At 41.3% G+C, this 12,220-nt stretch carries 16 protein-coding genes and 3 tRNA genes; 5 read left to right on the forward strand and 14 right to left on the reverse strand.

All coding sequences use genetic code 11. The features are described from left to right. Positions 1-96 precede the first annotated feature (96 nt). Positions 97-699 carry an SPOR domain-containing protein gene (locus CDG62_RS18605; protein ID WP_087528804.1) on the forward strand — a complete coding sequence of 201 codons (603 nt, stop codon included), beginning with the start codon at positions 97-99 and terminating at the stop codon, positions 697-699. Positions 700-729: 30 nt separating this feature from the next. Here CDG62_RS18605 and CDG62_RS18610 read toward each other — a convergent pair whose 3' ends face one another. From CDG62_RS18610 to CDG62_RS18645, 8 genes are all read right to left on the reverse strand, one after another. Further along, positions 730-1,332 carry an alpha/beta fold hydrolase gene (locus CDG62_RS18610; RefSeq protein ID WP_087528811.1) on the reverse strand — a complete coding sequence of 201 codons (603 nt, stop codon included), beginning with the start codon at positions 1,330-1,332 and terminating at the stop codon, positions 730-732. Between the two features lie 14 nt (positions 1,333-1,346). After that, complete coding sequence (locus tag CDG62_RS18615; RefSeq protein ID WP_087528803.1) at positions 1,347-1,988, reverse strand: glutathione S-transferase family protein; 642 nt, start codon at positions 1,986-1,988, stop codon at positions 1,347-1,349. Between the two features lie 130 nt (positions 1,989-2,118). Further along, on the reverse strand, positions 2,119-2,517 hold the full coding sequence (locus CDG62_RS18620; protein WP_087528802.1) for an OsmC family protein: 399 nt from the start codon (positions 2,515-2,517) through the stop codon (positions 2,119-2,121). Positions 2,518-2,618: 101 nt separating this feature from the next. Beyond that, complete coding sequence (locus tag CDG62_RS18625) at positions 2,619-3,566, reverse strand: pirin family protein (protein WP_087528801.1); 948 nt, start codon at positions 3,564-3,566, stop codon at positions 2,619-2,621. 261 nt (positions 3,567-3,827) lie between these two features. Next, a complete protein-coding gene (locus tag CDG62_RS18630) occupies positions 3,828-4,502 on the reverse strand; it encodes an HNH endonuclease (RefSeq protein ID WP_087528800.1) in 675 nt (224 codons plus the stop codon). Between the two features lie 196 nt (positions 4,503-4,698). Next, positions 4,699-6,267 (reverse strand): glutamine-hydrolyzing GMP synthase, encoded by a 1,569-nt coding sequence (guaA, locus tag CDG62_RS18635; RefSeq protein WP_087528799.1) that lies wholly within the window; start codon positions 6,265-6,267, stop codon positions 4,699-4,701. A 147-nt stretch (positions 6,268-6,414) separates the two neighbouring features. Continuing rightward, positions 6,415-6,780: a NirD/YgiW/YdeI family stress tolerance protein gene (locus tag CDG62_RS18640; protein WP_087528798.1), complete on the reverse strand. Its 366-nt coding sequence runs from the start codon at positions 6,778-6,780 to the stop codon at positions 6,415-6,417. Between the two features lie 121 nt (positions 6,781-6,901). Beyond that, positions 6,902-7,318, reverse strand: a complete 417-nt coding sequence (locus CDG62_RS18645) for a DoxX family protein (RefSeq protein ID WP_087528797.1) — start codon at positions 7,316-7,318, stop codon at positions 6,902-6,904. Positions 7,319-7,512: 194 nt separating this feature from the next. On the opposite strand from CDG62_RS18645, the gene CDG62_RS18650 reads away from it, so the two are divergent. After that, positions 7,513-8,157, forward strand: a complete 645-nt coding sequence (locus tag CDG62_RS18650; protein WP_087528796.1) for a DedA family protein — start codon at positions 7,513-7,515, stop codon at positions 8,155-8,157. Here the strand turns inward: CDG62_RS18650 and CDG62_RS18655 are convergent. The 5 genes from CDG62_RS18655 to CDG62_RS18675 all read right to left on the reverse strand — a co-directional run bounded on the left by CDG62_RS18655 (position 8,154) and on the right by CDG62_RS18675 (position 11,004). Continuing rightward, positions 8,154-8,747: a LysE family translocator gene (locus tag CDG62_RS18655; protein ID WP_005401909.1), complete on the reverse strand. Its 594-nt coding sequence runs from the start codon at positions 8,745-8,747 to the stop codon at positions 8,154-8,156. The two genes, CDG62_RS18650 and CDG62_RS18655, sit on opposite strands and share 4 nt — an antisense overlap. A gap of 215 nt (positions 8,748-8,962) precedes the next feature. Further along, a complete protein-coding gene (locus CDG62_RS18660) occupies positions 8,963-9,352 on the reverse strand; it encodes a hypothetical protein (protein ID WP_087528795.1) in 390 nt (129 codons plus the stop codon). After that, entirely contained in the window at positions 9,349-10,203 is an 855-nt protein-coding gene (locus CDG62_RS18665; protein ID WP_087528794.1) for a ParA family protein, read from the reverse strand. Before CDG62_RS18665 ends, CDG62_RS18660 begins: the two co-directional genes overlap by 4 nt. Before the next feature lie 85 nt (positions 10,204-10,288). Continuing rightward, positions 10,289-10,681 carry a SirB2 family protein gene (locus CDG62_RS18670; protein ID WP_087528793.1) on the reverse strand — a complete coding sequence of 131 codons (393 nt, stop codon included), beginning with the start codon at positions 10,679-10,681 and terminating at the stop codon, positions 10,289-10,291. A 14-nt stretch (positions 10,682-10,695) separates the two neighbouring features. Then, positions 10,696-11,004 (reverse strand): BolA family protein, encoded by a 309-nt coding sequence (locus tag CDG62_RS18675; protein ID WP_005401913.1) that lies wholly within the window; start codon positions 11,002-11,004, stop codon positions 10,696-10,698. 221 nt (positions 11,005-11,225) lie between these two features. Here CDG62_RS18675 and CDG62_RS18680 point away from each other — a divergent pair. The 3 genes from CDG62_RS18680 (at position 11,226) to CDG62_RS18690 (ending at position 11,533) form a co-directional block, all read left to right on the forward strand. Next, positions 11,226-11,301, forward strand: a tRNA-Gly gene (locus tag CDG62_RS18680). 40 nt (positions 11,302-11,341) lie between these two features. Beyond that, positions 11,342-11,417, forward strand: a tRNA-Gly gene (locus CDG62_RS18685). Positions 11,418-11,457: 40 nt separating this feature from the next. Further along, positions 11,458-11,533, forward strand: a tRNA-Gly gene (locus tag CDG62_RS18690). Between the two features lie 240 nt (positions 11,534-11,773). Here the strand turns inward: CDG62_RS18690 and CDG62_RS18695 are convergent. Next, complete coding sequence (locus tag CDG62_RS18695) at positions 11,774-12,208, reverse strand: excinuclease (protein WP_087527624.1); 435 nt, start codon at positions 12,206-12,208, stop codon at positions 11,774-11,776. Positions 12,209-12,220 lie beyond the last annotated feature (12 nt).

Raw genomic sequence — 12,220 nt, forward strand, 5'->3', positions numbered from 1 at the left:
CGATGACGCCTCTTTTAATCCCTTGAGGCCAAGTATTAAAATAAAGAAATGAATGGGCCAGTCCTTCATATTGATTAGAAGAAAAGAGGTTTCCACGTGTTTGGAAAAACGCAGCGCGGTGTATCTGAAAGACCGAACAAACCCAAAAAGCCACTGATTCCAGCTTGGCTCGGTACACTTGTGGTCATTTTAATCGTGCTCTGTTTTGCTGTGGCACTGTTACTGTGGAAGCCTTGGGCGCCAGTGAAGCCGAAAGGTCAAATCACCTCGGAACATTATCAAGAAGAAACCAATAAAGACTACCGTTTCTACGACTTACTGCCACAGCAGCAAGTGACGCCGATTCCAGATCAAGCCATTCCTGAAACTAAAGACAATCCAAGCACAGTCGTGATAGTGGAAGCACCTGCTGCCGAAGAAAGCACCCCTGCTGAACCGGGTTTAACCGAAGCAGCACCAACACCGCAAGCACCAAGCTTTATTTTGCAAGTGCGTAGCTACCCTGACCCAGACAGTGCCGATGCACGTCGTGCAGAAATTATCTTAAATGGTCTCTCTGCCGATGTAGTCAAAACCGTTGAAAGTGGCCAAACATGGTATCGCGTGATTTCAGGGCCGTATGACTCGCAAGAAGCTGCGGTGATTGCACAACAAACCCTACAACATAGTGGCATTGACTCAATTGTGGTCAAACGCTAAAAAAATAAAAGGATGCCCCGGCATCCTTTTTTATACTCTGAGTTTGACGAGAAAATTTTGAATCAATTGCGCAACATGCTCTGCATGCACATAAGCCAAATCATGTTGTCCCTGTGACACGATGTGCAATTCAGCATGTGGTATTTGACGGTGTAAGGCCTGCCCCACCGCAACAGGACTAATCGGGTCTGCATCACCCCAAATCAGCAAAACAGGACAACAGATACGCTCCAGACTGCCCGTTAAATCAGACTGATGCTGAACAAACCAATCGGGAACCGTAAAGGTCTGTTGATAATCCTCTCTCCAATCCGCCACCTGAAAAGGACTTAAATCAATACCGCCTGAGGTTGCCACAAGCACCAAGGCCTGCACCTGCTCAGGTTTTTGTAGGGCAGCTTGCACTGCAAAAATGCCACCCATGGATTGTGCAATGACCACAGAAGGCTGTTTGATTTGATTCAATACATCATCTTGTAAGCTCTCAAAACTCTGCACATTCACATCATCAGGATAGCCACCAAAGCTCGGATAAGCGACGACCATGCTTGAATCATCCTGTGGAAGACACTGGATAACAGGTTGCCAAAATGCCGTATTGCCCGATGCACCGGGCAAAAAAATCAGGTTCAAACCATCACCATCCACTAGAATCCACTAAGTTCTTTGGCTTTTTTAAAGGCTGGGCGTTGCTGAATACGCTGTGCATAAGCAACCATTTGAGGATTATGGGCTTTGACTCGCTCTTGCATCGCCACCACAGGAAAGCTCATTTGAATATCGGCAAAGGAAAAATCACCTGCAAAATATTCATGTTGAGATAAATAATGTTCCAAATATGCACTGTGCTCTTTCAAGCGTGGATTAATAAAACCGCCTTTCACCCCATCACAAATTTTATTGGCAATCGGCTTAATTAGAAAGGGAACATGTTTCGGTACATTGGTCATCACCAAGGTCATGACCAAATAGGGCATCAACGACCCTTCGGCATAATGCATCCAGTAATTATATTGCATTAAGTCCTTTGGATTTTGCGGTTTAAACTTATGCGCCGTATCATAAGTGGCTTGCAGATATTCTAAAATCACCGCAGATTCTGCAATCACTAAATCACCATCAGTCAAAACGGGGGCTTTGCCTAAGGGATGAATGTCTTTTAACTCAGGTGGCGCAGCATAGGTCGGTAGCCGTTTATAAAACTTCACCTCGTACTCCAACCCTAACTCTTCCAAAGCCCATAAAATGCGTAAAGAACGTGAATGTTCCAAATGGTGCAGAGTGATCATTGTTTTGCCTTTTGTTTTAATTGAAATCTAGCACCCACTTTACGCGAAAATTTGGATTTTGCACCTGTAGATATACATGAATCTCTAGTCGTACAAAATCCTTTACCGCCTCTAAAAACAGCCCAGTGACTTAAACGATTGAGGTTTCAATCTCAACAGAACGTAATAAAGTTTTAGTGACTGGTGTTTTTTGACAGATATCTAAAATTTTTTGGCGTGCTTCTTCTGTCAATGTTTGCTCAAACGACAAACGACGACTAATCCATTCTCGACCTTCTTTATTGGCATTAAAGTCTGCTTCGACGCTAAAAGAGCCCCACTCGATCCCTTTATGCTGCGCATACATCCGTAGGGTAATCATGGTACAGGAAATCAAGCCTGTACAAATAAAGTCATAAGGTGCAGGGCCTTTGTCCTGACCGCCAAAAGACGCTGGTTTATCGGTAATGAATTGATGTCGCCCACTACCTACTTCACCAGACCATGCTTCGACGCATGTTTTCACTTCTGCATTCGCAATGATTGCCATTTTTTTATTATCCTATTTTTCATTTATCTTTTTTGAATAGGTTTCAAGTAATGAGACTGTCCACCTATTTTATTGATGAACGATTTTTCGCAGTATTCCCTTTATTTTGAAGCGCGCATTTGGTCTGGAAATGCTGGTGCTTCTAAACGCGGGCCTTCATAGTCAGGAATTGAACCAAAACGTTCATCTTGTGCAATCCACTGATCACGTGCAATTTTCAATTCTTCTTGAGTACGTCCAACAAAATTCCACCACAGTAGAATTGGACTTTCAAACGGCTCACCACCTAACAGTAACAAGCGACTACCCGCATGAATTTCAATTTCAATCGCGCTTACACCCTGCTCGAGCACCACCATATTGTCTTCAGTCAGTTCGTGCCCATTGACCGTAGCCGTTCCTTCTAAAGCCATAAATCCATATTCAAAGTTTGGATTGAGTGTTAAACGGGTTTTGGTACTTTCTGCTGCGCTTAAGTCCACCCCTAACAGCTCGGTATAAACACTCACAGGTGAGGTGGTATTTAAAAACTCTCCGACCAAAACGGTAAATGCTACCCCATCTTTTTCCACCACAGGCAGCTCTGGATAATGCTCAAAACGGGGTTCAACAGCAATTTGTGCATCGGGCAATGCAATCCACAACTGTGCCGCATGCATTTTGGTTTCTGTATCTGGTGCGACTTCCGTATGGGAAATCCCATGTCCTGCCGTCATGAGGTTGACCTGTTTTGGACGAATCAGTTGTTTGCTGCCCAAACTGTCGGTATGCATCATGGTGCCTTCGATCATCCATGTAAAAGTTTGCAAACCAATATGTGGATGTGGGCCAACATCTAAACCGTCCCCTTGTGGGAAAGTTACAGGACCTGCGTGATCTAAGAAACACCATGCGCCAATCATTCGTTTATGGCGACTTGGTAGTGCACGCTTGATGACCGTCCCTTGGCCTATTTCCGCACTTCTCAGTGGAAACTCTTGAATGAATTGATTTACGTATTTTTCACAGTCATCCGAATGTGAAAGTTCAGTATAGTTATTATTCGTCATGTGCTTACTCATTACAGATCCATATGTCCTAGATCATAACAAGCAGATTCCCAACTGCACATCCCTAAAAATAGAATGCTGATTCTTAAACTTGGGACAATATCTTGTGTTTTCAAAACTTAACTACAAGGCAATGAGTGGATGTAAAAATGTTGTTACATCTTTATTTTTTTCAAGATTACGACCAACTGAAAATAAGAAAAATATTATTGTGTAAGCACTTTTGATAAATGAAATATACAGATTTCTCAATTTTCATGCCTATCCCATATAAATTTCATTCTGATGATAGTGTAGATAAGGAAGATGTTTTACATCCAAGTGCAATTTTAAATGTGTTGGAATAGAAAAGAACTCTTTATCAAACTCATTGAGCTTTTTCGAAAGTTGAATTATCCCCGTGTCAAGAAAAGTAATAAACCCTTGATCAAATAGACGATCAAAATTAGGGGACAATAAGAATCCATTATAAACATCTACTTTTTCATTTCCATCACACTTTGCCCAAGGCTTAATATGGGATGCAATTAACAATCTACTATGACTAAAGCCTGTGACTGCACAATAGGGATAAAAATCAAAAAGCTTTTTCCTGAACTTATTTTGAATCAGTCTGACTTTAACTAAACGCTCAGCATCTGTTGTAAATATTTGTTTTTCTGTGAATATTGACTCATCATTAACATCAATTTCTTTTAAGAAGTCACCATAATGCTTCAATGCAGAAGAATACATATTATTCCCCACTCGGTTTCTATCTTGATAGATATCTAAAGTAAAAATTGTCTGCTTTAATGCTTCAAACTCAATGCTGTTTTGAGGTAACTCATAACTAGGTAACCACTCATTAATTCTATTTTTTATAACTAAATCATATTTTAAAGCCGTAGCCTTTGAAAGATTCTTATTCTGTATTAACCAATGATAAAAATTCATCCCTCTCTCCCTACCTCGTTATATAAAAAAGGACGCCTAAGCGTCCTTTTCAAAGAGTAATTTCTCATTCACTGCCGCGTGCAAAGCGCTTGGCGTAATTTAGGCAAGAAGCTTCGCTTCTTGAAAGCCCTCACTGCCGCAGGCGTAGCCTTTGGCGTAAAATCGGTAAAATGCGTCGCATTTTAAAACCCCGATTTTACTCCCATTCAATCGTTGCTGGTGGCTTAGACGACACGTCATACACAACACGAGAAACATCTTTGATTTCGTTCATGATGCGTGTAGAGATTTTATCTACAAGATCATAAGGAAGATGTGCGAAACGCGCTGTCATGAAATCAACCGTTTCAACAGCACGAAGCGCAATCACCCATGCATAACGACGACCATCACCTACGACGCCAACAGATTTCACCGGTTGGAATACAGCAAAGGCTTGCGCAGTTTTATCATACCAACCGCTGGCACGAAGCTCTTGCATGAAGATATCATCTGCAAGACGTAAAATGTCTGCATATTCTTTCTTCACTTCACCCAAAATACGCACGCCCAAACCTGGACCTGGGAATGGATGACGATATAGCATTTCAAACGGTAAACCTAAAGTTGTGCCTAAACGACGCACTTCATCTTTAAACAAATCACGGATTGGCTCAACCAATTCAAACGCTAAGTCATCTGGTAAACCGCCCACATTGTGATGAGATTTAATCACATGCGCTTTACCATTTTTGGTTGCAGCAGATTCGATCACGTCTGGGTAAATCGTCCCTTGAGCAAGGAAGTTTACGCCATCCAGTTTACGCGCTTCTTCAGCAAAAACTTCAATGAACTCACGACCGATAATTTTACGTTTTTTCTCAGGATCAACTTCACCAGCAAGTGCAGTCAAGAAACGATTTTCAGCATCGGCACGAATCACACGGATACCCATGTTTTTCGCAAACATGTCCATCACTTGCTCGCCTTCGTTCAAACGAAGCAGACCGTTGTCTACAAATACGCAAGTTAATTGATCGCCAATCGCACGGTGTAAAAGCGCCGCAACAACGGATGAATCCACACCACCAGACAGACCTAAAAGAACTTTTTGATCACCAATTTGCTCACGTAATTGTTCAACACGTAGGTCGATGATGTTTTCAGAGTTCCACAGGCTACGACAGCCACAAATGCTATGTACAAAGTTCGATAATAACTCTGCACCTTTTGCAGTGTGCGTCACTTCTGGGTGGAACTGAATACCATAGAAACGACGTGTTTCATCAGAAACCATCGCCACTGGACAGCTTGGTGTGCTTGCAGTGATTTGGAAACCTTCAGGAATCGCAGTCACTTTATCGCCATGGCTCATCCAAACTTTAAGTTGGTCTTTGGTGTCTTCAAGATCACCAATCAACTTGTCACGGACTTGGATGTTGACTTCGGCATAACCAAACTCATGCACAGTACCCGGCTCAACTTTACCGCCAAGCTGTGCAGACATGGTTTGTAAGCCATAGCAAATACCCAAAACGGGTACACCTAAGTTGAACACAACTTCTGGCGCACGTGGGCTGCCTTCTTCGTGTACGCTCTCAGGACCACCTGATAAGATGATACCGTTTGGATTAAATGCACGAATGTCTTCTTCAGACATGTCATAGGCATACATTTCAGAATATACGCCAGCTTCACGTACGCGGCGTGCAATAAGCTGGCTATATTGAGAACCGAAATCCAAAATAAGGATACGATCTTCAGTAATTTGAGTATTGGTAGTCATGACAAACAACTATGAAAGGCAAACGAATATAAGCGCCGTATTCTAGCATTTTTCCGCGCATAACGCACATAATTCGGACAAGCTTTATACAATGCTTAAAACCTAATGGTTTTTATATCAAAAAGCACGCTTTCGCGTGCCTGTTGTTTATTTCAAAACTTTTTCTATTTTAACGACTTCAATATCCGTCGGTTTATAACGATGTGTATCCACCTCACCTACAACCTGCACTTTATCGCCTGCTTTAATATTAGATGCTTTCCATAGATCGTCATCAATATCCAGCAAAATAACCCCTGTACCATCGCTGAACTCGTAGTGGTCTTCATTGAGATGTTTCAGCAGCGTGCCTTTTAAGGTGACCGCCGTTTCATCTTTGAGCTTTGCAATGGCTGCAACAGTGACATGATTCTTTGCTGCTTCTTGTAAAATGATATGGTCATCATTTGCCCATGCGCCTACGGCTAGACTTAAACTGCTCACACAAAGCGCAATTTTTAGAAGATTTTTCATATTATTTTTCCTCATGTCTTATTGCTATTCATCAAAACAAAAAATGAAAGTCTACACCGTACTTTTTTGTAAATCTTCGAATTTGAAAAGCAGCATGGTGAATGCTGCTTTTCATTTTGAATTATTTTTCCATCAGATGATCTAGGCTCATTTTTCCTGCACCATGCAGCATCAGAAAAAACAAACCTCCTGCCATGGCAAAGTTTTTCATAAAGTTAATACTGTCTTGTGTGCCATCATGAAAGATAAACGCGGTAATCACACTAAATAGACCCAAACCAAACGCAGCAAAACGCGCTTGGAGTCCAAACAGCAACGCTAAACCACCTCCAAACTCAACCAAAATAGTTAATGGTAATAGCGCTCCAGGAACACCCATAGACTCCATATACCCTACAGTTGCACTATAAGCTGTAATTTTCCCCCAACCTGCGACAAGGAAAATATAAGCCATCAGTACGCGTGCAATTAAAGCTAAAACTGCATCGGTATTAGGTTGATTGACAATATTTTTGACCACAACATTTGGATTAAACATTTTTACACCTTTAAATACGTTTTATTTGAAGTTGTAGCTATCTTAATAATCTCTATTTTTAGAATAAATATGCATTTACATTATGCATCGTTTCAAAATAAGAACATTGATGGCTAAATTTATTTACGTTTTAATACTGACTTCTGACAATGAGACTGCTAGGATTTCCGCACTCTTTTGCTTATTTGTGCCCCATGGAACTGATTGATTTTATATTACATGTCGATGACCATCTGCTTGAGTTTATCACCAACTATGGGGTTTGGATTTATGCAATTTTGTTTCTCATCATCTTTGTGGAAACAGGCTTGGTGGTCATGCCGTTTCTACCCGGCGACAGCTTATTGTTTGCTGCAGGTGCCTTAGCAGCATCCACAGGTGCAATGAATCCGTGGCTCCTTGGTGTTTTACTTTTTGTCGCAGCCGTACTGGGTGATACCCTGAATTATCACATTGGTCGTTATATTGGACCGCGTGTTTTTGAAATTGAGTCACGCTTCATCAATAAAAAACACCTGATTAATACACAAAAATTCTTTGAAAAACATGGTGGTAAAACTATTATTTTTGCGCGTTTTATTCCTTTTGCACGTACCTTTGCACCTTTTGTAGCAGGTGCAGGAAAAATGGACTACAAATTTTTCCTGTCTTATAACCTGATTGGAGCATTCTGCTGGATTGGTTCATTCATTACTTTAGGCTATATTTTTGGTAATGTGCCTGTCGTCAAAGACAATTTCACACATCTGATTTTCGGCATTATTATTATTAGTGTCTTGCCGGGGATTATTGGTTTTATTCGTGCAAAATTAAAGAAAAAATCAACCACAGAAGCTTAAGCAAAAAAACGTAGAATCACAGGAAACATACACACCACCAACAACATGGCCGATCCTTTATATAAGAGATCGGCTTTTATTTGTTTCGACTCGCCCGATAAAATGGCACGGCCAAAAGACATCCAGAACAGTGCCGTTGGCAGTAACACCAGACTAAACACCGCAAACACCAAAAAGAAATTGGTAGGATTATCCCAAGCTTCATAGGGAAAAATACCTGCAGCGAACAAGACCGCTTTCGGATTTTTCAAAGTCGAAAAAAACAATTGCTTAGGTCGAATCGAGGTAAAACGTTGATTATGTTTTTCTAAGTGCGAGCTTTTCCATAAATGAAAAGCCAGCCAAAACACATAGACTGCACTCAGTGCATGTAAAAGATCTATCAGATAGGGCCAAGTCGGTGTGCTGAGATGAATCAGGAGTGCCCATAAATTGATGGCATAGAAATACCCAAACAGTTCTGCTGGTACAAGTAAACTGGTCTTCGCCAGACCTTGCTGATGTGCAGAGCTTGCAAGTAAAGCATTGGTTGGTCCCGGAATCATCAAGACAGCAATCATTGCCAATACAAACAGCCAACTCTCAATCATAGACATCCAACAACAGCATTAAAGATGCGCAATTTAGCCGAAAAAGAACGGTTTCCTCAAGTCAAAGCCGAAAAAAATACAGAACCCATGAGGTAGAAAAGTGCATTATAAAACTATAATATTTTGTTTTATATAAAATATTTTAGAAACATTTTGCTAATATTTTAATGCCTGCTGAAAGGTTGACCCCTTCAGCAGAATGAATAAATTCAGCATTAACTCGTCTTATTTTGCACGGTAATCGCACAGCCTTTGAATTTTGCAGCCTGTACAATCGCCTCTTGCTGACCCAAAAGTCGTGAAATTTCAGTTCTTTTGGTGTTCGATGATTGTCCCATATTCAGTGAAACGCTTGGACCAAAGCCCCAACCGCCACCATGACTCCAACCACCACCCAGCCCTACATCGACTCCCATACCAGTGCGTTTCGCAGTAGGTACACCTTCATCTAAATGTTGTTGAATCCGATTATACTCCGCTTGTAACTGTTGGCAGTTCAAAGCTTGATACTGTGTTGGAGAGACATAAGTCGGTTTAACAGTTGTAGCACAGGCGCTCAATAACAGCGTACTGCCCACTAAAAAAGCAATTGTGATCTTTTTCATGCTGAATCTCGCAATTTATTATTCTCAATCTCATTGAACAATGATTGATAGGCCTGCGTCAATTTATGATCGTGTGCCAAATGAATTAACGGTAAATTTTTGTGGTGCGATTCTTTCATCAACACCGATGGGGGTAACATACTTTCTAGTACTGGAAGACCTTCATCCTTCAGCTGTTGCACCACTTCACGCGGAAGTTTGGCCTGCGCTTGGAACTGATTCACCACAATGCCTTCAATTTCCAAATGATCATTATGATCATCTTGGGTTTCGAGCACATTTTCGATCAAAGTTTGCAGTGCGCGTTTAGAAAAGACATCACAATCAAACGGAATCAGGACTTTATTGGCTGCGATCAATGCCGACAAAGTAAAGAAGTTAAAGGCTGGTGGTGTATCGATATAAACACGATCATATTTTCCAGCAAGCTGTTGTAATGCATCGCGCAGTTTATAAATTTTATGTTTTGACTCTAAAGCATAAGCCAATGCCCCGAGGCTTGGGCTGGCTGGAATCACATCCAAATTTTTAAAAGGGGATTGATGCACATAACTTTCTAAGCCTTTAGCACGTCCTTTGAGAATTGAACCAATCGCATTACCGAGCAAGCTTTTATTTTGTGTAGCACCCAAAACTTCTTCAAAATAGTTTTCAATATTAGGTTCTAAAGCTGGCTTGTCTGCCGAGTACGTTGCGTCATCGCCCAGCACATACTGACTCGAGTTCGCTTGCGGATCGAGATCAATCAGTAAGGTTTTTAAGCCTTGATGTGCACTAATTGCCGCCAAATTCACTGCAATACTGGACTTTCCAACACCACCTTTTTGATTAAATACCACACGTGTATGCATGAAATCCCCTCCCTCTTGTTATTTTTCCGCTATAGATAGCAGTGTAGCGCAGAACAATCGCTGTGCCGATGATTATGTCTAACAATTAGCCAAAGTTTGGTTTAATCATGACTAAACCTAAAATGGAAATCATCGCTACCACGGCCAAGAATAATCCCGCTCGGCGTTGCGCAAGTAAAATGCTGTCTTCTTTTTTATAAGCTTTCGACAAAGAGGACAACATCACTAAAAATAAAACCACTTTGGCATAAAACCATGTTTGCACATCAAAGTTTTTCATGACCAAAAGTGCAATCCCCGTCAGTACAATCACCAACATACTTAAGTGCTGAAGGGCTACAAAAGCTGTTCGACCTGCCGGATTGGGCTGATTGCCTTGGACGCCTTTAAATAACGTCATGGCACGTGCCAAAATTACTATACATGCCAAGCTTACCGCACTCATATGTACGATCTTAATCAATAATTGTGTTTCCATGACTGAATCTCTGCTTAGCTTTTCGGGGCATGTGCGCAATTCGGACTAGAAGTGTCTTGCCCTTGCCATTCTTCGGGTAAAAAGGCATGAATAGCCAAAGCATGAATTTTACCTGGACTAAGTAAATCTCCTGCTACTGCATATATTTTTTGATGGCGCTGAACTAAACGTAATCCTGCAAAAATATCACTCACCACGATCACTTTAAAATGTGACTCTTTACCCGGAAAATAGCCGCCATGACCAGAAGATTCATTCACGACTTCCAAATGTGATGGGGAAAGCTGTTGTAAGCGTTCAATCAATTGCTGCTCCAAGCTCATACCTGTCTCCAAAAATAATGATTCGTTCAGAGTATACCTGTTCCTTCGAGATGTTGAATGCGTAAAACTCTTTTCACTAGCATGAGGCACAACGTTTCGCGAGTAAAAGTTAAAAAAAGCTCAAAGCACAGTCTAAAACTGGCTTTATTTTATGCAATTAAACTCAGCTTTTTCATAAAGCTATTGACCCTGAACTTGCATGCTGTATCATACAGCGCTATGCGGGAATAGCTCAGTTGGTAGAGCACAACCTTGCCAAGGTTGGGGTCGCGAGTTCGAGTCTCGTTTCCCGCTCCAAATTTTTTCAGTGTAAGTTTTTATAAAAACTGCTCAATACGCGGGAATAGCTCAGTTGGTAGAGCACAACCTTGCCAAGGTTGGGGTCGCGAGTTCGAGTCTCGTTTCCCGCTCCAAATTTTTTCAGTGTAAGTTTTTATAAAAACTGCTCAACATGCGGGAATAGCTCAGTTGGTAGAGCACAACCTTGCCAAGGTTGGGGTCGCGAGTTCGAGTCTCGTTTCCCGCTCCAAAATTCAAAAAAGCCCTCATCGAAAGATGGGGGCTTTTTTATGTATTTCTGAACCTTACTCAAATTAGCAATACTAAATCTGACAATCAAAAAATGCTGAATTAAGACATCGAACCAACGAGGGATGTTTAAAAATAGAGCATCCCTCGTTGTAAGAATCCATCCTAATACTGCTGCTATACAATGAACTTGGAATTAGATTGTTCTTATTTGGAAATTCATCTTACGCATTCAAACACATTAAAACTTCACCAAATCTCCTTTCAATGCCACACCCGCCATCGCAGTGCCTTTCGCGCATTGGTAGGTTGTCGTGCTGCGGGTTTCATTCGACTTATAGAAACTTACCAGATTGGTCACAGCATTTGCACCATTGGCTTTGGCTGTATTTTGGAATTGAATCAATGCTGAACGAAGTACATGGTCACATGAACTTTCCGCAGATTTGGCAAAACCATTGGTCTTTTTATTGGTCACTAAGCCTTTTTCAATCACCTTGCCACCTGATTTGGTTCCCGCCAAATAAAATTTTACCGAGCCATCTAGCACGCCATCTGCAACAGCACGGTTCACTGCATCTTGAAATTTAAAATCATACATTTTGTCTGCCGCTTGAGCCGATGCGATTGCACCGAAAGACAACACAGCAACTGCACAAGTATTTTTGAATAACATCGCTCTACCCTT

Origin of the sequence: Acinetobacter sp. WCHA55 (genome assembly GCF_002165305.2) — a bacterium.
Lineage (GTDB): Bacteria > Pseudomonadota > Gammaproteobacteria > Pseudomonadales > Moraxellaceae > Acinetobacter.